This is a genomic window from Mycobacterium sp. SMC-19, assembly GCF_045310815.1.
Classification (GTDB): Bacteria; Actinomycetota; Actinomycetes; order Mycobacteriales; family Mycobacteriaceae; genus Mycobacterium.
This window is the reverse complement of sequence record NZ_JBJIAM010000006.1, coordinates 119107-144686: the sequence shown is the minus strand read 5'-3', so window position 1 is coordinate 144686 and position 25580 is coordinate 119107. Positions and strand designations below refer to the sequence as shown.

The 25580-nt window shown below is 67.3% G+C and carries 26 protein-coding genes; 21 read left to right on the top strand and 5 right to left on the bottom strand.

Going from position 1 to position 25580, the window contains the following annotated elements:
• The first annotated feature begins 86 nt into the window (after positions 1-86).
• From ACJH5R_RS15155 to eccE, 16 genes are all read left to right on the top strand, one after another.
• Positions 87-386 carry a PE family protein gene (locus ACJH5R_RS15155; protein ID WP_406759014.1) on the top strand — a complete coding sequence of 100 codons (300 nt, stop codon included), beginning with the start codon at positions 87-89 and terminating at the stop codon, positions 384-386.
• Positions 387-396: 10 nt separating this feature from the next.
• A complete protein-coding gene (locus tag ACJH5R_RS15150; protein WP_406759015.1) occupies positions 397-1989 on the top strand; it encodes a PPE family protein in 1593 nt (530 codons plus the stop codon).
• 222 nt (positions 1990-2211) lie between these two features.
• On the top strand, positions 2212-2505 hold the full coding sequence (locus ACJH5R_RS15145; RefSeq protein ID WP_406782292.1) for a type VII secretion protein EsxS: 294 nt from the start codon (positions 2212-2214) through the stop codon (positions 2503-2505).
• Positions 2506-2539: 34 nt separating this feature from the next.
• On the top strand, positions 2540-2827 hold the full coding sequence (locus ACJH5R_RS15140; RefSeq protein ID WP_406759017.1) for a WXG100 family type VII secretion target: 288 nt from the start codon (positions 2540-2542) through the stop codon (positions 2825-2827).
• 97 nt (positions 2828-2924) lie between these two features.
• Positions 2925-3824 carry a class I SAM-dependent methyltransferase gene (locus tag ACJH5R_RS15135; protein WP_406759032.1) on the top strand — a complete coding sequence of 300 codons (900 nt, stop codon included), beginning with the start codon at positions 2925-2927 and terminating at the stop codon, positions 3822-3824.
• A gap of 275 nt (positions 3825-4099) precedes the next feature.
• Positions 4100-5932: a type VII secretion AAA-ATPase EccA gene (gene eccA / locus ACJH5R_RS15130; protein ID WP_406759018.1), complete on the top strand. Its 1833-nt coding sequence runs from the start codon at positions 4100-4102 to the stop codon at positions 5930-5932.
• A complete protein-coding gene (gene eccB, locus ACJH5R_RS15125) occupies positions 5929-7554 on the top strand; it encodes a type VII secretion protein EccB (RefSeq protein WP_406782291.1) in 1626 nt (541 codons plus the stop codon). The genes eccA and eccB overlap by 4 nt, the downstream gene beginning before the upstream one ends.
• Positions 7551-11513 carry a type VII secretion protein EccCa gene (eccCa, locus tag ACJH5R_RS15120; RefSeq protein ID WP_406782290.1) on the top strand — a complete coding sequence of 1321 codons (3963 nt, stop codon included), beginning with the start codon at positions 7551-7553 and terminating at the stop codon, positions 11511-11513. The genes eccB and eccCa overlap by 4 nt, the downstream gene beginning before the upstream one ends.
• Positions 11514-11544: 31 nt before the next feature.
• Complete coding sequence (locus ACJH5R_RS15115) at positions 11545-11856, top strand: PE family protein (protein ID WP_406759881.1); 312 nt, start codon at positions 11545-11547, stop codon at positions 11854-11856.
• Complete coding sequence (locus ACJH5R_RS15110) at positions 11856-13289, top strand: PPE family protein (RefSeq protein ID WP_406759880.1); 1434 nt, start codon at positions 11856-11858, stop codon at positions 13287-13289. Before ACJH5R_RS15115 ends, ACJH5R_RS15110 begins: the two co-directional genes overlap by 1 nt.
• 22 nt (positions 13290-13311) lie before the next feature.
• A complete protein-coding gene (locus ACJH5R_RS15105) occupies positions 13312-13605 on the top strand; it encodes a hypothetical protein (RefSeq protein WP_064890669.1) in 294 nt (97 codons plus the stop codon).
• 14 nt (positions 13606-13619) lie between these two features.
• Positions 13620-13907 carry a WXG100 family type VII secretion target gene (locus ACJH5R_RS15100; protein ID WP_406759017.1) on the top strand — a complete coding sequence of 96 codons (288 nt, stop codon included), beginning with the start codon at positions 13620-13622 and terminating at the stop codon, positions 13905-13907.
• Between the two features lie 33 nt (positions 13908-13940).
• Positions 13941-14816: an ESX secretion-associated protein EspG gene (locus ACJH5R_RS15095; RefSeq protein ID WP_406759879.1), complete on the top strand. Its 876-nt coding sequence runs from the start codon at positions 13941-13943 to the stop codon at positions 14814-14816.
• A gap of 48 nt (positions 14817-14864) precedes the next feature.
• Positions 14865-16298, top strand: coding sequence for a type VII secretion integral membrane protein EccD (eccD, locus tag ACJH5R_RS15090; RefSeq protein ID WP_406782289.1), 1434 nt, complete (start codon positions 14865-14867; stop codon positions 16296-16298).
• Positions 16295-17716, top strand: coding sequence for a type VII secretion-associated serine protease mycosin (gene mycP / locus ACJH5R_RS15085; protein ID WP_406759877.1), 1422 nt, complete (start codon positions 16295-16297; stop codon positions 17714-17716). The genes eccD and mycP overlap by 4 nt, the downstream gene beginning before the upstream one ends.
• Positions 17713-18684: a type VII secretion protein EccE gene (gene eccE, locus ACJH5R_RS15080; protein WP_406782288.1), complete on the top strand. Its 972-nt coding sequence runs from the start codon at positions 17713-17715 to the stop codon at positions 18682-18684. The genes mycP and eccE overlap by 4 nt, the downstream gene beginning before the upstream one ends.
• Before the next feature lie 11 nt (positions 18685-18695).
• On the opposite strand, the gene ACJH5R_RS15075 is transcribed toward eccE, so the two are convergent.
• From ACJH5R_RS15075 to bluB, 3 genes are read right to left on the bottom strand one after another with little or no spacing between them, the layout of a single operon-like run.
• Complete coding sequence (locus ACJH5R_RS15075) at positions 18696-19889, bottom strand: alpha/beta hydrolase family protein (protein WP_406782287.1); 1194 nt, start codon at positions 19887-19889, stop codon at positions 18696-18698.
• Between the two features lie 57 nt (positions 19890-19946).
• Positions 19947-20846: an amidohydrolase family protein gene (locus ACJH5R_RS15070; RefSeq protein WP_406782286.1), complete on the bottom strand. Its 900-nt coding sequence runs from the start codon at positions 20844-20846 to the stop codon at positions 19947-19949.
• Positions 20843-21532 (bottom strand): 5,6-dimethylbenzimidazole synthase, encoded by a 690-nt coding sequence (bluB, locus tag ACJH5R_RS15065; protein ID WP_406782285.1) that lies wholly within the window; start codon positions 21530-21532, stop codon positions 20843-20845. The genes ACJH5R_RS15070 and bluB overlap by 4 nt, the downstream gene beginning before the upstream one ends.
• On the opposite strand from bluB, the gene ACJH5R_RS15060 reads away from it, so the two are divergent.
• The 4 genes from ACJH5R_RS15060 (at position 21531) to ACJH5R_RS15045 (ending at position 23509) form a co-directional block, all read left to right on the top strand.
• Positions 21531-21869, top strand: coding sequence for a hypothetical protein (locus ACJH5R_RS15060; RefSeq protein ID WP_406759872.1), 339 nt, complete (start codon positions 21531-21533; stop codon positions 21867-21869). The genes bluB and ACJH5R_RS15060 overlap by 2 nt on opposite strands.
• 3 nt (positions 21870-21872) lie before the next feature.
• Positions 21873-22556 carry a phosphatase PAP2 family protein gene (locus ACJH5R_RS15055; protein ID WP_406782284.1) on the top strand — a complete coding sequence of 228 codons (684 nt, stop codon included), beginning with the start codon at positions 21873-21875 and terminating at the stop codon, positions 22554-22556.
• On the top strand, positions 22543-22779 hold the full coding sequence (locus ACJH5R_RS15050; RefSeq protein WP_406759870.1) for a hypothetical protein: 237 nt from the start codon (positions 22543-22545) through the stop codon (positions 22777-22779). The genes ACJH5R_RS15055 and ACJH5R_RS15050 overlap by 14 nt, the downstream gene beginning before the upstream one ends.
• A gap of 73 nt (positions 22780-22852) precedes the next feature.
• Positions 22853-23509, top strand: coding sequence for a L,D-transpeptidase (locus ACJH5R_RS15045; protein ID WP_406759869.1), 657 nt, complete (start codon positions 22853-22855; stop codon positions 23507-23509).
• A gap of 5 nt (positions 23510-23514) precedes the next feature.
• Here the strand turns inward: ACJH5R_RS15045 and ACJH5R_RS15040 are convergent, their stop codons facing one another.
• Together ACJH5R_RS15040 and ACJH5R_RS15035 are read right to left on the bottom strand one after the other, a co-directional pair.
• Positions 23515-23826, bottom strand: a complete 312-nt coding sequence (locus ACJH5R_RS15040; RefSeq protein ID WP_406782283.1) for a DUF732 domain-containing protein — start codon at positions 23824-23826, stop codon at positions 23515-23517.
• 12 nt (positions 23827-23838) lie between these two features.
• The gene (locus tag ACJH5R_RS15035) at positions 23839-24153 is read right to left on the bottom strand and encodes a DUF732 domain-containing protein (RefSeq protein ID WP_406782282.1); all 315 of its coding nucleotides are present in this window, start codon (positions 24151-24153) and stop codon (positions 23839-23841) included.
• 260 nt (positions 24154-24413) lie between these two features.
• Between ACJH5R_RS15035 and ACJH5R_RS15030 the strand changes: the two genes are divergently transcribed.
• Positions 24414-25577, top strand: a complete 1164-nt coding sequence (locus ACJH5R_RS15030; protein WP_406782281.1) for a PPE family protein — start codon at positions 24414-24416, stop codon at positions 25575-25577.
• Positions 25578-25580 lie beyond the last annotated feature (3 nt).

Genomic DNA, 25580 nt, shown 5'->3' with positions numbered 1-25580 from the left:
GGCTTGAGTAGGCATATCGTGACTGCAACTGCGTCATTATTCCGCAGGTAGGGTTGGCGACGTACCGGCCGGAAGGGGGTTCCGTCATGGTCCTGGATGTTTTGCCTGAGGGCTTGGCTGCGACAAGCGCGGCGGTCGAGGCGATCGCCGCGGCGCTGGCGGCGGCGCATGCGACCGCGGCTCCGTCGATCACCGCGGTGGTAGCGCCGGCGATCGATCCGGTGTCGCTGCAGGCCGCGGCGGAACTCAGCCTGCAGGGCAGCGCGCATGGGGCGGTCGCTGCGCGCGGTGCCGAGGTGTTGGGCCGCGCCGGGGCGGGGGTCGCTCAAGCCGGCGTCAACTACCAGGTCGCGGACACCACGGCGGCGTCGGTGTTCCCGCGATAGCGGTGTGGTGATGTCGGCCCCCGCCACCTGGATGGCGGCCCCGCCGGAGGTGCATTCGGCAATGCTGAGCACCGGGCCGGGGCCGGGGCCGCTGCTTGCCGCGTCGGCAGCCTGGGCGACGTTGAGCAGTGAGTACCTCGGTGCCGCAAGCGAACTCACCGCCGTCCTCGGCGATTCTCAGCAGGTCTGGGCCGGCCCAACCGCCGAGGCGTACGCGGCGGCGCATCTGCCCTATGTGGCCTGGCTGCAGCTGGCCGGCACGCTCAGCGCCCGGACCGCCACCCAGCACCAGGTAATCGCGACGGCGTACAGCAGCGCTCTGGCGGCCATGCCGACCCTCGCCGAATTGGCCGCCAACCACGCCGCCCACGCGGTGTTGGTGGCGACCAATTTCTTCGGGATCAACACCGTGCCGATCGCGGTCAACGAGGCCGATTACGCCCGGATGTGGACCCAAGCGGCCACCGTAATGAGCGCCTATCAGGCGACCGCCGAGACCGCGCGCAGCTTGGGACACACCAGCGGCAGTGCGCAAGCCGGAGTCGCGGCAGCCGGAGACGGCACGGGCGGCGGCGGTGGGGGAGGCAACGGCGGCAACAGCGGGGGCGGTGGCGGATCCTTCGACCTGCCGACGCCGGCCGAGATCTGGCAGATGCTCTTCGGGTCCGACGGTCAGCAGGTGCCCGGACAGGGCCAGCCCAACTGGAGTCCCGCGGAATTCCTGCAGAACCTGTCCAATTTCGTCAACGGCAGTGAGAAGGCGCTGGCCTGGCTGCAGCAGAACTTCCAAGGTGTGCTGACGCCCGCCCAGTGGTGGCAGCTGACGAGCTACTTCGTTGCATGGCAGACCTACCGCGCCGTCAACTGGACGCTACGCAGTCTGCGCTTCCTGCTGCAGCTTTCCCCGCTGCTGGCGGGCGTCGGGTTGAACCTGGCGATCGGCAGCCTGGCTGCGGTCGGACCGCCGGCCGGCCTGGCCGGCTTGGCAGGACTGGCCGGCGTCCCCGCACCGGCGGTCCCGGTGCCGGCCCCGGCTGCGATGTCACCGGTCATCCCCGGTGGCGCGCCGGCGCCGAACCCTGCGACGGTGCCGGCTTCGGCAGCGCCGGCAGCCCAGGCGGCGACGCTGCCCGCCCCCGCTGCCTCCGCCGGCGCCGCACCACCACCACCGGCGGCGCCCCCGCTGATCGGCACCGAGGGCACGTTCCACAGCTACCTGGTGGGCTGGCTTCCCTCGGCGCAGAACGCTGCCGGCAGGGCGGGCGCGAAGTCGGCCCGGCCCGCCGCGGGTGTTGCGGCCGCCGCGACGATAGGCGAACCAGCAACCGGCGCGGCGCGACACGGCGGCCGTCGGCGCGGCAGGCTGATCGACCCCGGCTACCGCTACGAATACCTCGAGGACGACGACCCGGGTCGCGAAGCGGGCGGTGTGTCGCAGGCCCGCTACAGCACAACGGGCTTCACGGGGACGCTCGGCAAACCCGGCGTGGCCCGGGCCGCCGGTCTGGCGGGGTTGACCGCAGACGCGTACGGCGCAGGCCCAACCCTGCCGATGTTGCCCACCTCCTGGGACGGCCAGGGCGAGGCCCCGCCCGCCGAATAAGTTAATCCGCATTCGCGGCTACTAATCAGATTAAAGGTACGTATAACGAGGTAAATGTCGTAGCATTGGTCCTCAGTTATTGACCGGACTGACTCCGCCGGCGTGCTGGTCCGGGAGTGCTGCAGCCGCTCTCAACGATGCGAGCAACAGGCGGTCACGGCCTCCATGGAACCCGAGCGGCGCGGGCCACGACTAATCGATAGTTGAGAGAGGAGCGCGGGGATGAGTTTGTTGGATGCGCATATTCCGCAGTTGGTGGCGTCGGAGTCGGCGTTTGGTGCCAAGGCGGCGTTGATGCGGTCGACGATGGCGCAGGCGGAGCAGGCGGCGATGTCGGCGCAGGCGTTTCATGTGGGTGAGGCGGCTGCGGCGTTTCAGGGGTCGCATGCGCGGTTTGTGGCGATGGCGGCGCGGGTGAATGCGTTGCTGGATATGGCGCAGGTGAATCTGGCGGATGCCGGTAGCGCGTATGTCGCAGCAGACGCAGCAGCGGCTTCCGGTTACACCGGCGTTTAGGGATATCGGGGCCAGAAGAGAGGAGCGCAGTCTGATGTCGCAGATTATGTACAACTACCCGGCGATGTTGGCCCATGCGGCTGAGATGAATGGATATTCGGGCACGTTGCAGGCTGTGGGTGCTGATATTGCCAGTGAGCAGGCGGCGTTGTCGGCGGCGTGGCAGGGCGATACGGGGATGACGTATCAGGCGTGGCAGGCGCAGTGGAATCAGGCGATGGAGGAGTTGGTGCGGGCCTATCACGCGATGGCCACCACGCATGAGACCAACACCTTGATGATGAACGCGCGCGACACCGCCGAAGCCGCCAAGTGGGGTTAGCGGAGCGCAAGCTCTGGCCTGTCATGGCCGGTTCCGGCCGCATTCGGCGGGCCTTCCAGCGCGCTCACGTCGGCGTAGGGTCCCTGGAATGCCTCTAATGCGTAGTGAAGGTGACAGCTGGGACATCACCACGAGCGTCGGTTCGACGGCCCTGTTCGTGGCCACCGCCCGGGCGCTGGAAGCGGCCAAACCCGACCCAGTGGCCGTCGATCCGTATGCGGAGTTGTTCTGCCGGGCTGCCGGCGGGGACTGGGCGGCCGTGCTGGACGGCAACCTGCCCGACCACGAGTTGTTGTCCAGTGAATTCGGGCAGCACTTCGTCAACTTCCAGGGTGCACGCACCCGCTACTTCGACGAATACTTCAGTGGCGTCATAGAGGCCGGGGTGCGCCAGGTGGTGATTCTGGCGGCCGGGCTGGACTCCCGTGCCTTCCGGTTGCCCTGGCTGGACGGAACAACGGTCTTTGAGTTGGACCAGCCGCAGGTGCTCGGCTTCAAGAGTTACGTGCTGTCGCAGCGCGGCATCCGTCCCACGGCCGAGCGGCGTGAGGTCGCCGTCGACCTGCGTGAGGACTGGCCCCGGGCGCTGCGTGACGCCGGTTTCGATCCGACGCGTCCCTCGGCATGGATCGCCGAAGGGCTGTTGATCTACCTACCTGCTGTTGCGCAGGAGCAGCTGTTCGCCGGTATCGATGGCCTTGCCGCTTCGGGCAGCCACGTCGCGGTCGAAGACGGCATCCCGATGCCTCCGGACGCCTATGAAGCCGCGGTGGCGGCCGAAGTCGAGGCAGGCGACGACACCCGCAACTTCCATCGGCTGGTCTACAACGAGCAGCATGCTCCGGCGGATCAGTGGTTCGGTGCTCGCGGCTGGACCGCGGCGGTGACACCCCTGGCGTCTTGTCTGCAGGGGTTGGGTCGCCCCGTGCCGGAGCCCGACAGCCCAGCCGGTCAGATGATCCTGCGGAACTCGCTGATGTGGGCAGTCAAGAAGTAGCGGCGGTCGGTGACCGCTGGGGGGTGAACCGTTGTGGAAGACGAAACCGGCATGCGGTAGCGTGCGGGATAATCGAAAATGATTTTCAATAAGGAGTCGGTGATGGGTTGGAACGACGTGGGCGTGCCGACGTCCCGTTTGTGGGCTGCGAAGCCGCCTGCGGGAGTGACGGAAGTCGCCTGTCGATCGTCTCGATCGATCTCGACAGTTAGCTTATGCAATGCTAACTTCAGCCGGGTTGGTGCAGTCAAAAACAGTGAAGGGGCGAGCCACGCATGAATAACGGTGATGCGGCTCTGCTCACCCCGCAACCACGGGTCGACGAGGAAACCGTCAGCCGGTTTGCCACCTGCTGCCGCGCCCTTGGCATCGAGGTTTACCAGCGGAAACGCCCTGCAGACCTGACGGCGGCGCGCGCTGGATTCGCGGCACTCACCCGGGTCGCGCATGAGCAGTGCGACGCCTGGATCGGCCTGGCCGCCGCCGGCGATCAGTCGCCGCGGGTGCTGGCCGCGATCTCGCAGACCGTCGCCGGCGCCGGCGCCCTGCAGCGGCGCCTGGATCTGCAGCAGGGTGCGCTCGGGTTCCACTACGACACCGGGCTGTACCTGAAACTGCGCGCCACCGAAGCCGACGACTTCCACCTCGCTCACGCCGCGCAACTGGCGATGGCTGGCCGGTGCGCCGAGGCGAACGCGGTGGTCGCCGAGATCGCCCAGCGGCGTCCCGATTGGAATGACGTTCGCTGGATGGCGATCGCGGTGAACCACCACGCCGGGCGCTGGTCGGACATGGTCAAGCTGCTGACTCCGATCGTCAACGACCCCGACCGCGACGAGTTGTTCACCCACGCCGCCAAGATCGCCCTGGGGATCGCCCTGGCTCGGCTGGGCATGTACGCCCCGGCGTTGTCCTACCTGGAGGAGCCGGAAGGGCCGATCGCGGTCGCCGCCACCGACGGGGCCTTGGCCAAGGGGCTGATCCTGCGGGCCCAAGACGATGAGGAATCCGCGGCCGAAGTGCTGCAGGATCTCTACGCCGCCAACCCGGAGAACGAGCAGGTTCAACACGCCTTGCTGGACCACAGCTTCGGGATCGTCACCACCACCGCGGCCCGGATCGAGGCTCGGACCGACCCCTGGGACCCCGACACGGAGCCGAGCGCCGAGGACTTCGTCGACCCGTCCGCCCACGAACGCAAGGCCGAACTGCTGGCCGAAGCCGAGCGCGAACTCGGCGAGTTCATCGGGCTGTCCGAGGTCAAGAACCAGGTGCAGCGGCTCAAGAGCTCGGTGGCCATGGAGGTGGTGCGCAAGCAGCACGGTCTGGCCGTCGGTCAACGCACTCACCACCTGGTCTTCGCCGGGCCTCCCGGGACCGGTAAGACCACCATCGCCCGTGTGGTGGCCAAGATCTACTGCGGCCTGGGCCTGCTGAAGAAAGAGAACATCAAAGAGGTGCACCGTGCTGACCTGATCGGTCAGCACATCGGTGAGACCGAGGCCAAGACCAACGCCATCATCGACAGTGCGCTCGATGGCGTGCTGTTCCTCGATGAGGCGTACGCGTTGGTGGCCACCGGCGCCAAGAACGACTTCGGGCTGGTGGCCATCGACACCCTGCTGGCGCGGATGGAGAACGACCGTGACCGGTTGGTGGTGATCGTCGCCGGTTACCGGGCTGACCTGGACCGATTCCTGGACACCAACGAAGGTCTGCGGTCGCGTTTCACCCGCAGCATCGACTTCCCGTCCTACCAGCCGCCGGAGCTGGTCGAGATCGCGCACAAGATGGCCGAGCAGCGCGACAGCCGTTTCGAGCAGTCCGCACTCGAAGACATGGAGGCGCTGTTCGGTCAGCTGGCCGAGGCGACGCACCCCGACGCCAACGGCGTGGCCCGGCGCAGCCTAGACATCGCCGGTAACGGCCGCTTTGTGCGAAACGTCGTCGAGCGCTCCGAGGAGGAGCGCGAATTCCGGCTTGACCATTCCGAACAGTCCGGCACCGGGCTGTTCACCGATGAGGAGCTCATGACCATTACGACCGAAGACGTTCGTAACTCGGTGGCGCCGTTGCTGCGTGGCCTTGGCCTGGAGGCCAAGGCATGAGCGCGGCCCAGTCCGACCGGTCCGATGACGAGCGGCGCTCGTTCGCCTCGCGTACCCCGGTCAACGAGAATCCCGACCGGGTCGAATACCGGCGCGGCTTTGTCACCAAGCACCAGGTCAGCGGCTGGCGTTTCGTCATGCGGCGCATCGCCTCCGGCGTAGCCCTGCACGACACCCGGATGCTCGTGGAGCCGCTGCGCTCCCAAGCGCGTGCAGTGCTGATGGGTCTGCTGGTGCTGGCCACGGTCGCGGGCGGCTGCTTCGTCTTCACCCTGATCTGGCCCAACAGTGCGGCCAACAACGACCCGGTGCTGGCAGACAAGTCCACCTCCGCGCTGTATGTGCGGGTCGGGGACCAGCTGCACCCGGTGCTGAACCTGACCTCCGCGCGGCTGATCGCCGGTCGGCCGGTCAACCCGACCGTGGTGAAAAGCACTGCGCTGGACAAGTTCGCCCGCGGCAACCTAATCGGCATTCCGGGAGCCCCGGAACGCATGGTGCAGAGCAGCGCCCGGGACGCCGATTGGACGGCGTGCGACTCGGTGACCGGTTCGACTGCAGGGGTCACGGTGATCGGCGGGCCGTTGGCCTACAGCGGTTCTCGCGCCGGTGCGCTGGACGCGCAGCATGCGGTGCTGGCCGACAACGGTGCCGGCGCCTGGCTGCTGTGGGACGGCAAGCGCAGTCGAATCGATCTGTCCGACCACGCCATCACCGGAGCCCTGGGTCTCGGCGAGCGCGGTTCGGCGGTGCCCACTCCGCGCTCGATCGCCACTGGACTGTTCAACGCGATCCCGGAGGCGCCCGCACTGGTGGCGCCGGTGATCCCCGGCGCCGGCGGCAAGCCGTCGTTCGACCTGCACGCGGCCGCGCCGGTGGGCGCAGTTGTGGCGGCACACTCCCTGGACGGCAACTCCGACGGCACCCTGCGCTACTACGCGGTGCTCGAAGACGGGTTGCAGCCGATTTCTGGTGTGGTGGCGGCGGTGTTGCGTAACACTGATTCGCAGGGTTTGGATCGGCCGCCGGTGTTGGGTGCTGATGATGTTGCGCGGTTGCCGGTTTCGCGGCTGTTGGATGTGTCGCGTTTTCCGGAGCAGCCGGTGAGGGTGGTTGATGCGGTGTCGGCTCCGGTGACGTGTGCGCATTGGAGTAGGCCTTTTGGGGCGAGTACGAGTTCGTTGTCGTTGTTGTCGGGTTCGACGTTGCCGTTGCGTGAGGGTGTGCGGACTCTGGATTTGGTGGGTGCTGGGGTGGGTGGCACTGCTGCGCGTGTTGCGCTGGTCCCGGGGTCGGGTTATTTCGTCCAGAGTGTTAACAGTGATCCGGCGGCTAACGCCAGTGCGGGTCCGTTGTTTTGGATTTCGGACACTGGTGTGCGGTATGGCATTAACACTGAGGCTGGCGTCAATGGTGGTGAGGGGGACACGGTTTCGGCTCTTGGTTTGAGTGAGCCGGCGTTGCCGGTTCCGTGGTCGGTGTTGTCGCAGTTTGCTGTTGGTCCGACGTTGTCGCGTGGTGATGCGTTGTTGGCGCATGACGGGTTGGCGCCTGATGGGCGTCCGGGTCGTCGGGTGGCGTCGGAGTTGGGTGGCGTTTCTAGTGTTGGGGAGTCCCGATGAGTCGTTTGATTTTTGAGGCCCGTCGTCGGCTTCCGGTTCCGCCTACTGATAGGGGCACGATCACCGTTGAGCCGCCGCCGGAGTTGCCGCGGTTGGTTCCGGCGTCGTTTTTGCAGCGGGCGTTGCCGGTGGTGATTGTGGTGTTGATTGTGGGCATGGTGATTGCCATGGTCGCTACGGGGATGCGGTTGGTGTCTCCGGTGATGTTGTTCTTCCCGTTTGCGTTGTTGGTGGCGGCGGCGGGGATTTATCGGGGTGGGGATAAGAAGGCCCGCACTGTTGAGGTGGATGCTGAGCGGGCGGATTATCTGCGGTATTTGTCGGTGGTTCGGGACAATATTCGGGGGTCGGCGGCTAAGCAGCGGGCGGCGGCGGAGTGGTCGCATCCCGATCCGGAGGATTTGGCGGCGGTGCCGGGTTCGCGTCGGCAGTGGGAGCGCGATCCTCATGATGAGGATTTCTTGGTGGTGCGCACGGGCCGGCATGCGGTGGCGTTGGCCAGTGCGGTGCGGGTGAGTGACACTGCTGATGAGATTGATTTGGAGCCGGTGTCGCATAGTGCGTTGCGGGGCTTGCTTGATACCCAGCGCACGGTGCGTGATGTGCCCGTGGGTGTGGATGTGACGAAACTGTCGCGGGTCACGGTGCTGGGTGAGGGTGATGATGCGGCCGCCGATGTGCGGGGTGCGTTGCGGGCGTGGGTGGCTCAGGCCGTGACGTGGCATGACCCGACCATGTTGGGGGTGGCGTTGGCGTCGCCGGAGTTGGAGTCGCCGGCGTGGAGCTGGTTGAAGTGGTTGCCGCACACTGATATCGCCGGCCAGGCTGATGGGGTGGGCCCGGCCCGCTATTTGGCGGGCAGTGGTGAGGAACTGGCTGCGTTGTTGGGCCCGGTGTTGGCGACCCGGCCGGCGTTTACCGGTGAGGCCGGTGAGTCGGGTCGGCATTTGTTGGTGATCATCGATGATCCTGATTTTGATGTGGCGGCTTCGGTGTTGGGTGCAGCGCGGGCCGGGGTGACGCTCATTGTCCGTGGTGCGCTGGCCCCGAATCGGGAGCAGTACTCGGACCCCGAACGTCCGATTCTGCGGATCACTGCCGGTGGGGTGGCGATTGATCGGTGGCAGTCGGGGGGCTGGCAGCGTTATGTCGATGCCGCCGATTCGCTGGGTGCTGCGGAGGCGGCGCATCTGGCGCGGCGGTTGTCGCGGTGGGATTCGAACCCGACGCATGCCGGGTTGCGTTCGGCGGGCACTCGGGGGGCGACGTTCACCACGTTGTTGGGGATCAGTGATGCCTCCCGGTTGGATGTGCCGGCGTTGTGGTCCCCGCGTAGCCGTGAGCAGGAGTTGCGGGTCCCGATCGGGGTGACCGCGACCGGGGAACCACTGTTCTTTGATCTCAAGGATGAGGCCGAGGGCGGGATGGGTCCGCACGGGTTGATGATCGGCATGACCGGTTCGGGTAAGTCGCAGACCTTGATGGCGATCTTGTTGTCGTTGTTGACGACGCATTCGGCGGATCGGTTGATCGTGATCTACGCGGACTTCAAGGGGGAGGCCGGCGCGGACATCTTTCGGCATTTCCCGCAGGTCGTTGCGGTGATCTCGAACATGGCCGAGAAGCGGTCGTTGGCGGATCGGTTCGCGGACACGTTGCGTGGTGAGGTGGCGCGGCGGGAGTTGTTGCTGCGCGAGGCGGGCCGGGCGGTGCAGGGCAGTGCGTTTAACTCGGTGACCGAGTATGAGGCGGCGATCGCCGCCGGTCATGATTTGGCGCCGATCCCGACACTGTTCATTGTGGCCGATGAGTTCACGTTGATGTTGGCTGATCATCCCGAGTACGCCGAGTTGTTCGACTATGTGGCCCGTAAGGGTCGTTCGTTCCGGATCCATATTCTGTTTGCGTCGCAGACGTTGGATGTCGGCAAGATCAAGGACATCGACAAGAACACCTCGTATCGGATCGGGTTGAAGGTCGCTTCGGCGAGTGTGTCGCGGCAGATCATTGGGGTCGAGGACGCCTATCACATCGAATCGGGCAAAGAACACAAGGGCGAAGGCTTTTTGGTGCCGGCCCCGGGGGCGGCGCCGATCAAGTTCCGCTCCACCTATGTCGATGGGATTTATGACCCGCCGCGCCAATCGCGGGCGGTGGTGATGCACGCGTTGCCCGAACCGAAACTGTTCACCGCGGGTGTGGTCGATGCCGGTGAGCAGGCCACGATTGTGGGTGAGGTCGAGCAGGAGGTGTTGGGTCCGCCGCGCAAGCTGATCGCCACCATTGGGGATCAGTTGGCGAACTACGGGCCCCAGGCCCCGGCGTTGTGGTTGCCGCCCCTGGATGAGCCGATCCCCCTGGCGGCGACGTTGGCTGGTGCCGGAATTTCCGAGCGGCAGTTGCGGTGGCCGTTGGGACAGATCGACAAACCCTTTGAGATGCGCCGCGATCCGCTGGTCTTCGATGCGCGTTCGGCTAGTGGGAACCTGCTGATCCACGGTGGCCCCAAATCCGGTAAGACCACCGCGCTACAGACCTTCATCCTCTCGGCGGCGAGCCTGCATTCGCCGCGGGAGGTCAGTTTCTACTGCCTCGATTACGGCGGCGGGCAGTTGCGGGCCCTGGAGGGGTTGGCGCATGTGGGCAGTGTCGCCTCGGGCCTAGAACCGGAGAAGATCCGCCGCACCTTCGGCGAACTCGAACAACTGTTGACCGCACGCCAGCAGCGGGAAGCGTTCCGTGATGGCAGCATCGGTTCGCTCAACGACGGCTACGGTGAAGTCTTTTTGGTCATCGACAACCTGTATGCGTTCAGCCGCGATAACACCGACCAATTCAACACGCGTAACCCGCTTTTGGCCAAGGTCACCGAACTGGTCAACGTGGGCCTGGCCTACGGCATCCATGTCGTGGTGACCACGCCGAGCTGGCTGGAAGTACCGTTGGCGATGCGCGACGGTCTCGGACTGCGCCTCGAACTCAAGCTCCACGATGCCCGCGACAGCAATGTGCGGGTGGCAGGGGCCCTGACCCGTCCGGCCGAAGCGGTGCCGGCCAACCAGCCGGGTCGTGGTCTGACGATGGCCGCCGAGCACTTCCTGATCGCGGCACCGGATCTGACCCAGATCGAGGCGATCAATGCCCGCCATCCGGGGTTGGCGGCGCCGCCGGTGCGGTTGTTGCCGACCAACCTGGCCCCCGAAGAAGTGGGTGTGGCCTATCCCGCCATCGATCATGTGGTGATCGGGGTGCGCGAAGAGGACCTGGCCCCGGTGCAGGTGGACTTCACCGCCAACCCGCTGCTGCTGGTGCTCGGGGACGCCAAATCCGGCAAGACCACCTTGCTGCGGCACATCATCCGCACCGTGCGGGATCACTCCACGGCCGATCAGGTGGCGTTCACCGTGCTCGACCGGCGCCTGCACCTCGTCGACGAACCCCTGTATCCGGACAATGAGTACACCGCGAATGTGGATCGGGTCATCCCGGCCATGCTCGGACTCTCAGCGTTGATCGGCTCACGCCGGCCCCCCGCAGGATTGTCGGCCGCTGATCTGGCCAGCTGGAGCTATCAAGGCCACACCCATTACCTGATCATCGACGATGTTGATGCCATCCCCGACACCCCGGCCCTGACCGGCCCCTATGCCGGGCAGCGGCCGTGGACCACCCTGATCGAACTGCTCTCCCAAGCAGGCGATCTCGGCTTGCGGGTCATCGTCACCGGACGGGCCACCGGCTCCGCACACGCACTGATGACCAACCCACTACTGCGCCGGCTCAACGACCTACAAGCCACCACCCTGATGCTCTCAGGCAACCCCGCCGACAGCGGCAAAATCCGCGGCCAACGCTTCGGACGCCTCCCCGCAGGACGCGCAATCCTACTAGCCGACAACGACGAACCCACCTACCTACAACTAGTCAACCCAACATTCAGCGAAACCTTGACGCGCTGATGCGCATCGAATTGGGGAAGGGGAAATTGTCATGACGCTCAATGTGGTTCCGGAAGGTCTCGCCGCCGCCAGTGCAGCGGTCGAGGCATTGACTGCCCGTCTGGCTGCCGCGCAGGCCAGTGCCGCACCGCTGATCACCGCGGTGGTGCCGCCGGCGGCCGACCCGGTGTCGCTGCAGACCGCTGCCGGTTTCAGTGCGCAGGGCAGTGAGCACGCCGCGGTGGCAGCTCAGGGTGCTGTTGAGTTGGGCCGCGCCGGTGTCGGTGTCGGTGAGTCTGGCGTCAATTACGCCGCCGGTGATGCCGCGGGTGCGTCGACATACTTCTTGGGCACGCGCGGCTGATGTTTTCCGCCCCGGTCTGGATCGCCTCCCCGCCGGAGGTGCATTCAGCATTGCTGAGCAGCGGCCCCGGAGCGGGTCCGTTGTTGTCGGCTGCCGGGGCGTGGAATTCACTGAGCGTCGAGTACGCCTCAGTGGCAGACGAACTCACCGCAGTGCTCGGTGCAGTGCAGGCCGGTGCATGGCAGGGGCCCAGCGCCGAGCAGTACGTCGCCGCGCACGCGCCGTATCTGGCGTGGCTGGGCCAGGCCAGCGCCGACACCGCCGGGGTAGCGGCACAGCACGAGGTGGCCGCCACGGCGTACACCAGCGCACTGGCGTCCATGCCGACACTGGCCGAATTGGCCACCAATCACATGACGCACGGGGTGCTGGTCGCCACCAACTTCTTCGGGATCAACACAATCCCGATTGCGCTCAACGAAGCCGACTATGTCCGGATGTGGATCCAGGCGGCCACCACCATGAGCACCTATCACACAGTGTCCGGTGCGGCCCTGGCGTCGGCGCCACGCTCGGTGGAGGCACCGCCGGTGGTCAAGTCTGATTCGGCGCTGCCCGCCGACGACACCTCTTCGGGCTCCGGGGATTTCTGGACGGACCTGTGGAACCAACTGGTCCGGTTGTTCGAAGATCCGATCGGAACCATCAGGGCCATACTCGCCAACCCGTCGGCCTGGTTCCCGCTGTTGTTCTTCATCGCCTACGAGGCGTTCTTCATCCCCTTCGGCTGGACGTTCTGGTCGGTACTGCTCAGTTCGCCGTTCCTCTTGATGGGCATCGCAATCGGCGTGGTGAACGCGCTGTTGGCGGACGACATGGGCGAGCCGGTACCTGCCGCCGTAAAGCCGACGCCAGTCATGGTGCGCGGTGAACAGGCCCTCCCGCTGCCCGCGGCGGTGGGTGTCGGATCGGGCACGGTGCCAGCTGCGGGCGGCCCGGCAGCCGCTGGTGCACCGGCGGCCGGCGCGGCCCCAGGCGCGGTCCCCGGAACCCCGCTGCTCGCCTATTTGGTTGCGGGAGCACACCCCGGGAACAGCTTCGGTCCGACCCTGACCGATCGGGAACGGGGAAAGGCTCCCGCGGAAGGTATCCCCGCGGCCGCGGCGGGAGTGCGATCGGCGACACGCGAGAGTGCCCGGGCGCGACGCCGCAAGCGTGCGGTCATGCGAGACCATGCCGACGAGTTCATGGATCTGGATTCGGGCCCCATCAGCGGTCCGGCCGACGCTGCTGCGGTGGGTTCGGATCGGGGAGCCGGCGGCCTGGGCTTCACCGGGACGGTAGGCAAGCGCGGCACCGCAACGGCGTCGGGCCTTGCCACGATGGCCGGCGACGGGTTCGGTCGCGGGCCAAGTATGCCGATGTTGCCCGATACCTGGGGCGAGAAAGATCTTGGCGACTCCGCTGGGGAGTCGGAATCGGAACCGAAGTAGAAGTCAGGAAAGGAGTGCAGCGATGAGTATGTTGGATGCGCATATTCCGCAGTTGGTGGCGTCGGAGTCGGCGTTTGGTGCCAAGGCGGCGTTGATGCGGTCGACGATGGCGCAGGCGGAGCAGGCGGCGATGTCGGCGCAGGCGTTTCATGTGGGTGAGGCGGCTGCGGCGTTTCAGGGGTCGCATGCGCGGTTTGTGGCGATGGCGGCGCGGGTGAATGCGTTGCTGGATATGGCGCAGGTGAATCTGGCGGATGCCGGTTCGACATATGTGGCGGCTGATGCGGCTGCTGCGTCTGGTTACACCGGGGTTTAGGGAGGGTTTGTCTGATGTCGCAGATTATGTACAACTACCCGGCGATGTTGGCCCATGCGGCTGAGATGAATGGGTATTCGGGCACGTTGCAGGCTGTGGGTGCTGATATTGCCAGTGAGCAGGCGGCGTTGTCGGCGGCGTGGCAGGGCGATACGGGGATGACGTATCAGGCGTGGCAGGCGCAGTGGAATCAGGCGATGGAGGAGTTGGTGCGGGCCTATCACGCGATGGCCACCACGCATGAGACCAACACCTTGATGATGAACGCGCGCGACACCGCCGAAGCCGCCAAGTGGGGCTGATCCCAGTGATCCGCTCGATGAGGGAAGGCCGTGATGGGGACTGAACCCAACGCGGCCGAACTGACCGTCGAGCAAGCCTGGTACATCGCGGAAACCGTTGGTGCCGGGTCTTTTCCGTGGGTTTTGGCAATCACCATGCCCTACACGGACGCCGGGGAGCGGGGCGCGTTCATGGCGCGCCAGCGCGAGGAGCTCACCCGGATGGGAGTTGTCTCGCCTGAGGGCACGGTCAATCCGGCTGTGGCCGAATGGATCCGGGTGGTGTGCTTCCCGGACCGGTGGCTGGACCTGCGTTATGTGGGTTCGGCCGCCGGCGGGGCTCCCGAGATGTTGCGCGGTATCGTGGCGCGCCGCGACCAGAACACCGGCAAACCCGGCCGGACGGTGGTGGCACTGCGCAATGCGCAACTGGTCACGTTCACCGCGATGGATATCGACGATCCGCGCCTGCTGGTCCCGGTGCTCGGAGCAGGCCTGCGGCAGCGCCCACCGGCCCGGTTCGACGAGTTCACTCTGCCGGCCCGGGTAGGCGCTCGCGCCGACGAGCGGCTGCGTGCCGGTGCTCCACTCGCCGAAGTGCTTGACTACCTGGGTATTCCCGCCTCGGCACGGCCGATCGTGGAGTCGGTGTTCAGCGGGCCCCGCAGCTACGTCGAGGTTGTCGCGGGCTGCGCGCGGGATGGTCGGCACAGCACCACTGAGGTCGGGATGAGTCTGGTCGACACCGATGCGGGCCGCATCCTGGTCACCCCGTCGCAGGCCTTCGACGGCGAGTGGGTGTCGACCTTCCGGCCAGGAACAGACTTTGCGACTGCAGTCGCGATCGAACAGTTGACCGCCACCCTGCCCGAGGGCACATGGTTCCCCGGTCAGCGACTGTCCAGAGATTTCACCACCCAGCTGTCCTAAAAACAGCGAGAAGAACGTCCTAGCAGAGAAAAAGAATAGGGAACACCAATGACCGAAGCCCCGGTGCTGACCAGCGCCGTCATGCCGATTGTCCGCATCGCGGTCCTGGCCGACAGCCGGCTGACCGAGATCGCCGTGCCCGCGGAGTTGCCGCTGCGCGAAATCCTGCCTGCGGTGCAACGCCTGGTGGCCCCGGACGCCGGCGACGATGCCGAGCCGGCTGCCGGTGCCACCACCCGGCTGAGCCTGGCGCCGGTCGGCGGCGCACCGTTCAGCCTGGACGCCAGCCTGGACACCGTCGGGGTCGTGGACGGCGACCTGCTGGCGCTGCGTCCTGTCCCGGTCGGTCCGGCGGCGCCGGGCATCGTCGAGGACATCGCCGATGCTGCCGTCATCTTCTCAGCGTCTCGTCGTAACCCCTGGGGCGCCAAGCACATTCAACGCGCTGCGTTGGCCGCCGGGACGGGTCTGATCCTCGCCGCCACCGGGCTGGCCGCCGCGCACCGTGCGGTCACCGGTGAACCGGCCGGCCTGTTCGCCGCAGGGGCCATCGCCCTGCTCACGGTGCTCGCTGCGCTGCTGTGCCGCACGCGGTCGGCCGAAGCCGCACTCACCCTCTCGATTGCGGCACTGGTACCGCTTGCCGCGGTGGGCACCCTGGCGGTGCCTGGGCAGTTCAGTCCGGCCCACGTGGTGCTGGGCGCGGCCGCGGTCAGCGCATGGTCGCTGATCAGCCTGATCTTGCCGCCGGGCGGTCGTGGCGAGCGCGGGATCGCGTTCTTCACCGCCGCAGTGGTTGTCGGCGTCGGGGTGCTGGCGGCGGCTGCCGTCAAGACTTTCTGGGAACTGCCGTTCGTCACCGTCGGCGCTGGACTGATCACTGCGTCTCTGCTGCTGACCGTTGCCGCACCGCAGGTTTCGGCGTTGTGGGCGCGGCTGCCGTTGCCGGTGATCCCGGCGCCGGGCGACCCGACCCCGTCGGCGCTGCCGGAGAGCGTGCTTGCAGATCTGCCTCGCCGGGTCCGTGTCACCGACGCCCACCAGACCGGCTTCATCGCCGGCTCGGTGCTGCTCGCTGTGCTTGGTTCTGTCGCCATCGCCTTTGCACCTGAGGGGCTTTCGGGCTGGGCGTGGTACGTCGTCGCGGGTATCGCGGTGGCCTCGGTGCTGCGGGCCCGGGTGTGGGACTCGGCGTGGTGCAAGGCGTGGCTGCTGGCCGAGCCGCACCTGACCGCGATCGCCCTGCTGGTCGGCTACGCGGCCACCGGCCGGTACACGGCTGCCTTCGGTGCCGTGCTGGTCTTGGCCGCCTTGGTGGCGGTGTGGGCGGTGGTCTCCTTGAGCCCGTCCGTGGCGTCGCCGGACAGCTACTCACTGCCGGTCCGCCGCCTGGTGGGCTTCTTGGCTTCCGGTGTCGACGCCTCCTTGATCCCGGTCATGGCCTACCTGGTCGGTATTTTCGCCTGGGTTCTGTCTCGATGACCGTTGCCGCTCAACACAGTCGGAGCCGATCGGCGATCCGCGGAGCCGGCGTCGCGATGCTGGCCGCCTTGCTGACCAGCTCGCCGGCGTTGGCCATCACCCCGCCGACGGTCGACCCGACGGTGCCGCCGCCCAGCGGGGCACCCGGCCCCGTCGCTGCGATGGAACAGCGCAGCGAGTGCGTCAGCTCGGGCTTGATGCCGGGCAGCAACCTGAGCTCCGCGACGGCCGGACAGCGCATGCTCGACCTGCCCGCCGCGTGGCAGTTCTCTCGCGGCGAGGGCCAGACGGTGGCCGTCATCGACACCGGGGTACGGCCGGGCCCGCGCCTGGGGGCGGTGGACGCGGGCGGCGACTACATCGGCACCACCGACGGACTGACGGACTGCGACGGGCATGGAACCCTGGTTGCCGGCATCGTGGCCGGCCAGCCGGGTGATGACGGCTTCAGCGGGGTGGCCCCGGCGGCCCGCCTGCTGTCGCTGCGGACCGCCTCGGCGACGATCTCGCCGCGCCTGGGCGGAGACGATCCGCGGACAACTCGGGTGGTCACCGACATCACCGCCCTGTCGCGGGCGATCGTGCACGCCGCCGACCTCGGTGCGCGGGTCATCACCATCTCCACCACCACCTGCCTGCCGGCCGACCGCAACGTCGACCAGACGGCGCTGGGCGCGGCCTTGCGCTACGCGGCGGTGGAAAAGGACGCGCTGATCGTGGCGGCCGCCGGTGACGCCGGCCAGACCGGATCGGTCGGCGGCGGTGGGGAGGCGTGCGAGTCCAATCCGCTCACCGACCTGAGCCGCCCGCAGGACCCGCGCAACTGGGCCGGGGTGACGTCCCTGTCGGTGCCGTCGTGGTGGCATCCCTACGTGCTCTCGGTGGCGTCGCTGTCGTCGAGCGGCCGGCCATCCGGATTCACCATGGCCGGACCGTGGGTCGGTGTCGCTGCTCCCGGCGAAGACATCGTCTCGGTCAGCAACCGTGAAGACGGTGGTCTGGCCAACGCCCTGCCCGGCAACCAAGGCCGGCCGGTGCCGCTCACCGGCACCGGATACGCCGCCGGTTACGTGGCCGGCGTGGCCGCGCTGGTCCGCGGTCGCTACCCGGACCTGAATGCGATGCAGGTGGCGCACCGGATCGTTTCCACCGCGCACAACTCCGCGCGTGCACCTTCGGATGTGGTGGGCGCCGGAATGATCGACCCGGTGGCCGCCCTGACCTGGGAACTGCCCCCGGTCGCGGACCCGGCCGCCTCACCCGCGAAGAAGATCTCCCCACCCCCGGCGCCGCAACCCGAGGACCCGGCGCCACGGATCGTGGCCTTCGCCGGAACCGCGCTGCTGGCCGGGTTGGTCGTCGCCGTCGCCACCGGCGCCGCGGCGGCCGCTCGCCGACGAAAGGAAGACCAGCTGTGAGCTCGCACCGAACCACCATTCCCCGCCCCGGACCGGCCCGGATCACCTTGGTGCTGTTGGCTGTTGTACCCGCGCTGATGGCCAACCCCTGGGAGACCACCGCGCAGCGCTGGGCGCTTGCGGTGGGAATCGTCGTGACGATCCTGCTGCTCGGCTGGTGGCGTGGCCTGCACTTCACCACGATCGCCCGCCGCCGCTTGGCGATGTTGCGCTCGCGCGGCGGCGCGCACACCGACCGCCGGGACGCCGCCGGCGCGCGGGCGACGGGGGCGCTGAGGATCACGGCCTCGGCAGCGGGGAATGCTGTTCCGCTGTCGCTGATCGCGAGCTACTTGAACCGGTACGGCCTGCGGGCCGACACGGTGCGCATCACCAGTCGCGCAGGTGCGGGAACCACCGACACCTGGATCGGACTGACGTATGCGGCTGCACCGAATCTGGCCGCACTGCAGGCCCGCTCGGCATCCATCCCGCTGCAGCGAACCGTCGACATCGCCGTGCGACGCCTCGCCGATCACCTCCGTGAAATCGGTTGGGACACCACGATCGTCGCCGACGACGAGATCCCCACGCTGATCGACGCCGGTGCCCGGGAAGCATGGCGCTCGGTGGTCGACGGCTCAGGTGACCATGTCGCCGCCTACCAGGTCGGGATCGACGCGGCGCTGGCCGACACGATCAGCCGGATCCAGGCTGTCAATGCCGGTGAGACCTGGACGGTCCTGGAAGTGGCCGAAGACGACGGCCAGCAGACCATCGCCGCAGCCTGCGCGCTGCGTACCGGTTCGGCACCCGACGGTGGCGCCCCGCTGGCCGGACTCCTTCCGCAGCAGGGCAATCACCGCAGTGCGCTGCTGGGCTTGCACCCGCTGTCCGGCAGCCGCCTGGACGGCCACACCACGGTGTCGGGCGACGATCTCGCCGGCCTGCGGTGGCCTGTCACGGCGGCGGCTGCGGCCGCGCGCTAGCCGCCGTAGGGCTAGAACATGTAGGGCCGCAGGAACGCGGTCATCCTGCGCAGGTAGGTCGGTTGGCTGACGTGCAGCACATGGTTTCCCGGAAACCAGTGCAGCGCGCACTGATCCCAGTGATGCCACAGCATTTCGGATTGCTCCGGTGGTGCCAGCCGATCGCCAAGGCCGGTGATGATCAGTCGCCGTTCCTTGGCCACCAGCGGGGCGTAGTTCAGCGGTGAGTGGTAGGCCGTCGCAGCGACGAATTCGTCGCCGGCGACCTGCCCCAGCCGTTGTCCGCCTTGCAGCACCAGGTTGGCCGGAAACCAATCGCGGATCTCCGATTCGACGGCGACGACGGGCACATTCGGGATCACCGCCTGCAGGCGAGGTTCGACGGCGGCCAGCAGGGCAGTGGTGTAGCCGCCCAGTGACAGACCGGTCAAAGCGAAGCGGTCGACACCGGTGGACTCCAGATAGTCGACCATCGATCGGAAGTCGTGGACCGCCTGGGCCATCGCCTCGGCGAAGCCCGACATGCCGTGCGAGAAGTAGCCGTATCCGCTGAAGGGCGAGTGCTTTTCGGCCCGGCGACCGTGGAAGGGCAGCGTAAACAGGGCAACGTCGTACCCGGTGCGGAAGAACCACGGCAGTGAGAAGAAGAGCCCGTTGAACATGTAGGGCGACCCCATGAACCCGTGGATGACGCACAGCGTTGGCCGGGGTCCGTCGTCGTGGCGCCAGTGCTGAAATCGTGCGGTGTTGTTGTTTCCCAGGGCATGCCACGAATCGCGCATCGCCGGATTGACCGCTTCGAAACCGCTGCGGAACGAGACGTTTTCGACCGTGCCGCGCGCGATCCGCTCCGCGATCGGATTGGCCCGCCGCGCTGAAACCCTCGGCAGCTCCGCGGGTGCGGGAAATGACCGAATCGGGTCGTGATGCGACGCCAGTTCGGCATAGAACGCCAGCCGTTCCCGCTCCTGCCGTGACTGCTTGCGGCCCACCGCCGTGGTGAGCACCGACGGGATCATCGCTGCGGCAACCAGGGAGGCGACCGCGGTGCGCAAGCCGATGTCAGCGAAGGCCGACGCATCCACGATCGCCTTCTCCCGCAACGACAACTCGCTACGCCGCGGCAGGCCCTGTGCGCCGGCGTCGGCACCCGGAATATCGGGAATGGGGATGGGTGGGTTGATCGGGGTGACGTCAGTGCTCACGGTCGCCGGCCTTTCTCGGGTGCTGGTCGCCCTGGCCCTGCGGCCACCGGTGCGTCGTCAACCGGATGGTAACTCGATTGTGAAGAGCCGCGCGGCATTGTCGTGCAGAACCCCGCGTAGCCAGGTGTCGTCGACGCCGGGAAGGGCGGTGATCGCGTCGAGCGCCTCACGGTAGCCGTACGGGATGTTCGGAAAGTCGCTGCCGAACAGAATCCGCTCTCCCGCGGTGCGTAAGCGCGGATCGACGCCAGTCGGGAACGGCATGAGCTCGTCGACGAACGCGGTGAAGGCCATTGTGGTGTCGAGGTGCACGCTTGGCGAATCCAGGCAGATATCGAGGAATTCGTCGTACTCGGGCATGCCCATGTGCGCGATGATCAACGTGAGCCGCGGGTGGCGGCGCAGGAGTCGTCGCACCGGTTCAGGCCCGGTGAACCGGCCGGGTTGCGGGCCGGAGCCGCAATGGATGACGACCGGGATGCCGCAGTCCTCAATCACTCCCCAAACCTCGTCGAGCAGCGGGTCGGTCGGGTCGTAGTCGCCGACCTGGATGTGCGCCTTGAAGATTCGGGTTCCAGCGTGGATTGCGGCCTTGACGTAGTCGGCCGCCCCGGGCTCCGGGTAGAAAGTCGCCGTGGGCAGGCAATCCGGTGTGTCGTTGGCGAATTGGGCTGCCCACTGGTTGAGCCAGGCGGCCATATCCGGCTTGTGCGGATACACCAGAGAGGTGAATCGGCGTACCCCGAACGCACGCAGCGCATCGACGCGCTTGGACTCATCCATCCGGTAGGTGATGGGCCAGGGCCGGCCGACCATCGGACCGGCCGCATCGAAGTACTGCCACACCTTGTCCATCACCGACTTGGGCATGAAATGGGTGTGGACGTCGATGATCCCCGGCAGTCCGAGTCCCGACCAGACCTGGCGGACCGCGGCGGCTTCGTCGTCGTGTGTCATGAGATCTCCCAGGTGTTTTCGGACACGAACTCGCCCAGGGGCTGTCGGTAGGCCCACTCGTCGATCTCCAATGCCGGCCGGTCCGGAAACTCTGGGACCGGCCCCAGGCACAGGATCGCCACGGGCTCGGCGTCCGAGGGCATTCCCAGCAACTGCGCCAGCGCCGCAGGTTCGAACAGTGACACCCAGCCCATGCCCAGCCCCTCGGCGCGGGCGGCCAGCCAGAGGTTCTGAATCGCACATGACACCGACGCCAGATCCATCTGCGGCAAGGTGCGACGACCGAAGATGTGTGCCTGCCTGCCGTCCCGCAACGCCACCACCAACAGTTCGGCGCACTCGCGGATGCCTTCCACCTTCAGGGCCAGGAATTCCTGTTCGCGACGGCCCAGTGCCTCGGCGGTGCGATGGCGTTCCTCGTCGACCAGGGCGTGGATCCGGTGTCGAAGGCCGTCGTCGGTGATCCGGACGAACCGCCACGGCTGCATGAGGCCCACACTGGGGGCGGCGTGAGCCGCCGCCAACAGGCGCGCCAGGACGTCGGGGTCGACTGTGCTGGCGGGCACGAATCGGCGCATGTCGCGTCGCTCGGTGATCACCCGGTACACGGCTTGGCGCTCCTGCACGGTGAACGATGGATCAGCCACGGGATCATGGTAGGAGCCACATGAAGGGACGCTCGTCATGAAACGTTCGCAACTGCTCGACCACTTCTCCGCCGATGCCGCCGCAAACCTCGTTTACGGCGAACCTCACCAGACTCCGGACGGGGCGACGGTCATCACCGCCGCGCGGGTGACCGCGTCGGGCCCGGGCGGTTCGGACGTGACCGCCACACCTCTGGGGGTAGTGGTGATCCGCGGCGACAAGGCCAAGTGGGTGGCCGCGGTCGATGCGAACCGGATCGCGCTGGTCGGGGTGCTCACCGGGTTGCTGTCCGCCGTCATCGCCTCCCTGGCGGTACTGCGCCGTCCGCCCTGGCCGGACCTGCGTGGCACCGGGTCTTCCCGCGGTGGGAACTAGGTGGTGACGTCTTCGGCGGCGCGTGCAGCGCTGATCTCGGTGGCGGTCGCGGCGATGGTCTATGCGCTGATGCTGATGGGTTATCTGCAGGGCTGGGGCTGGCTGGCCCGCGTCGACGCCGCCGCACTGGACGCGAGCTACGACGTCGCGGTCAAACACCCGATCTGGGTCCGGTTCTGGGATGGCATCTCCACCGTTTTCGAACCGGCGGTGTTCCGGGCGGTGGGCATGGTTGCGGCCCTGGTCGCCGTGCTGCGCCGTCGGTTACGCGCGGCGTTGTTCCTCTTAGCTGCCGTGGAGACCAGCGGGCTGCTGACCGTGCTGGCCAAGGGCTCGGTCGGCCGGCCGCGGCCGGTGACGGCGCTGGTCGCGGCGTCCTCGACCTCGTTTCCCTCGGGGCACGCACTGGGGGTGACGATCGGTGTCGGTGCGCTGCTGCTGCTGGCGCTACCCGCGCTGCGGCGCAACGCCAGGGTGGCGGCCGTGAGCGTCGGCGTCCTGGTGGTGGGTGCGGTCGGGGTCTCCCGGGTAGCGCTCAACGTGCACCATCCCTCCGACGTGCTGGCCGGCTGGGCGCTGGGCTGGGCCTATCTGACGGTGTGGGCTCTGATGCTGCAACCGTGGCGGAGAGCGGAGTTGACCGGGTCCGCGGGTGCGTCGCAGGATGATCGTGATGACCAGCAGTAACGCCGATCCGGTGGGCGCACTCGTCTGTTCCCGCAAGGGCTGCAGCGCCGACGCGGTGTACGGCATGCTGTGGAACAACCCGAAACTGCACACCCCCGAACGTCGCAAGGTCTGGCTGACGTGTCCGCAGCACCGGGAGTACTTCCGCGACTATCTATCGTCGCGTGGCCTGCTCAAAGGTGAGGCGCCGGTCGAAGATCTGCCGCGCCGGGCGGAGCCGTGACCGCGGCGACCTGAATTCCGGCGCGCCGTGAGCGGTGTTTGACCCGCTTCGGGCGTGCGCAGATGATGAGTCAATGCGCCGACTTGTGAGCTTGTTCAGCGCTGCCCTGTGCACGGTTGCTGCCGCGCTGACCGCGGCGCCAGGAGCCCAGGCCGATGTCATGCCGTGGTTTGCCCGCTCGGTGGGCAACGCCAGCCAGGTGATTTCGGTTGTCGGGGTTGGCGGTTCGGACGCCAAGATGGACGTCTACCAGCGCAGTGCGACGGGTTGGCAGCCGGTGGCCGCCGGGATCCAGACGCACGTCGGTTCGGCGGGCATGGCAGCCAAGGCAAAGAGCGGCTATCCGGCCACTCCGATGGGCGTCTTCACCCTGCCGTATGCGTTCGGCACCGCGCCGAACCCGGGCGGGGGACTGCAGTATGTGCAGGTCGGTCCGGATCACTGGTGGGACGGCGACGATCACAGCCCGACGTTCAACACCATGCAGGTGTGCAAGAAGGCGCAATGCGCGTTCGACACCAGTGAGAGCGAGAACCTCGAAATCCCGCAGTACAAGCACGCTGTGGTGATGGGGGTCAACACCGCGCGCAGTCCCGGTGACGGCGCCGCCTTCTTCTTTCACACCACCGACGGAGGCCCGACCGCGGGCTGCGTCGCCATTGACGACGCCAAGCTGGTGCAGATCATTCAGTGGCTGCGCCCAGGCGCGGTCATCGCGATCGCGAAGTAGTTTCCTCAGGCCTCTTCGCAGTAGGACGCGCGGGCGATGCTGACGAACTGCGACGCTCTGGTCAGGGTCAGGCTGGGGTTGGCGTTCTTCACGGCCTTGGCCGCCTGATTGGGGGAGTGCCCCCCGACGAGGTACTCGCACACCGAATGCCCGCCGGCGACCGCATCGGCCGCATCCGGGTAGGAGATGCCCATCTTGTCGAGCGCGCTGAGGAAGCCGCTGTCATCGGTATCGGCGGCCGCCGGTGCGGCCAGGCCGAGCGCACCGGCCACCGCGAAGGCAGTCACGGCGAGTGTGCGGGACATGCGAACCGTCATGATCTTCCTCTGTCAATCGGTGATCGAGTCGGGGCAGAACGCCACTTGGGAGAACGTCACGAACCGGGCGGCGTTCTTCACCGACATGCTGCGGTTGGAGATCCGCACGGCACGCGCGGCGGAATCTGAGTGATGTCCCTCGCCCAGGTAGGCACAGACTTCCCGGCCGACGGCGACGGCGTCGACCGAATTGGTGTATTCGATACCGGCCTGCTCGATCGCGCTGATGAACAGGGCGTCGGTATCCGGGTCGGCGGCTGCCGGTGCGGCCGCGCTGACCAGCGCCGCAGCGCCGATCGCGATCAAGGCCCATCGTGGATTTATCACAGTGACAACAGGATGGCTGACCTGAATTAACCCCTAGCGGCAACAAAATGAACCATCGGTGAACACCGTCGGTACGGTGTGCGCCGGTTGCGTCGCGCCGGTAGACGGCCGCCTAACAGTTCATTTACCCGCTACCCTGTTGACCACTTCGGCTTAACCTATGGTTCACCTGCGTGCCGTTTCGTAAGGATCGGAATAGCCGTTCGCAAACCGCTGAAGGCCACTGGAGTGCCACCTAGTGCCGTGAGCGAGGAGACATCGTGTACCTGGACTACGGGGTGCTGCCCCCGGAGATCAATTCGGGACGCATGTACGCCGGCCCCGGATCCGGCTCCATGCTGACCGCCGCTTCTGCGTGGGAGAACCTGGCCGCTGAGCTGAATACCGCTGCGGCGTCCTACGACTCGGTCACGTCAGGCCTGGCCGCCGGGCCATGGACCGGACCGGCAGCGACGGCGATGGCCGCCTCCGCGGCACCGTATGTGACCTGGCTGCGTGGCGCCGGCGCCCAGGCCGAAACCACGGCTCGCCAGGCCACCGCGGCGGCGGAGGCCTACTCGACTGCGGTGGCCGCGGTGGTGCCCCCACCGGTGATCGCCGCCAACCGCGTCCTGCTCAAGCAGCTGGTCTCCACCAACTTCTTCGGTCAGAACTCCCCGGCGATCGCCGAAGCCGAGCTCCAATACGCCGAGATGTGGGCCCAGGACGCGGCCGCGATGTACCGCTACGCCGGTTCCTCGGCGGTCGCATCGGCGTTGGCCGCGTTCAACCAGCCGCCCCAGACCACCAACGCGGCGGGGCAGTCTGCCCAGTCCGCCGCGGTTGCCCAGGCCGGGGTCGCGGCGGCCGGCAACGGTGCGGCCACCGACATCTTCAGTTCGTTGATTTCGATCATCGGTCAGATATCGCCGTTCACCGGGTTGGCCACCCAGGGCCTGAGCGCCACCATGACCGGTTGGTCGGGTACGGCCAACATGCTCAGCAACGTCAACAACGGGATCGGCCTGGCCGCGTTTCAGGCGGAGAACCCCGGCGGCCTGGACGAAATACTGCACCCGCCCAAGATCGGCCCGGCCGGTTTGGGCTTGGGTGGCCTGGGACTAGGCAAATCCGGACTCGGCACCGCCGGGCTGGGTGCCGGACTGGGCAGTGTGGGGTCGTCGGCAAGCGCCGGCACTGCGCTCAAGATCGGGGCGTTATCGGTGCCCCACGGCTGGGCGATGCCGGTCACCCTGACCTCGGCGGGCGTGCCGTTACCGGCCGCCGCGGTGCCGGCGGCGCCGGTCCTGGCCGGCGGTGTGCCAGGCGGGGCGTTCGGTGAGACCATGCTCGGCACCTTGGCCGGCCGGGGTCTGGGTGCGGCGACGTCGCGAGCTGCCGCTCATCGCCGGACCGTGGTGCCGCGTCCGCCGGCCGCAGGTTAATCC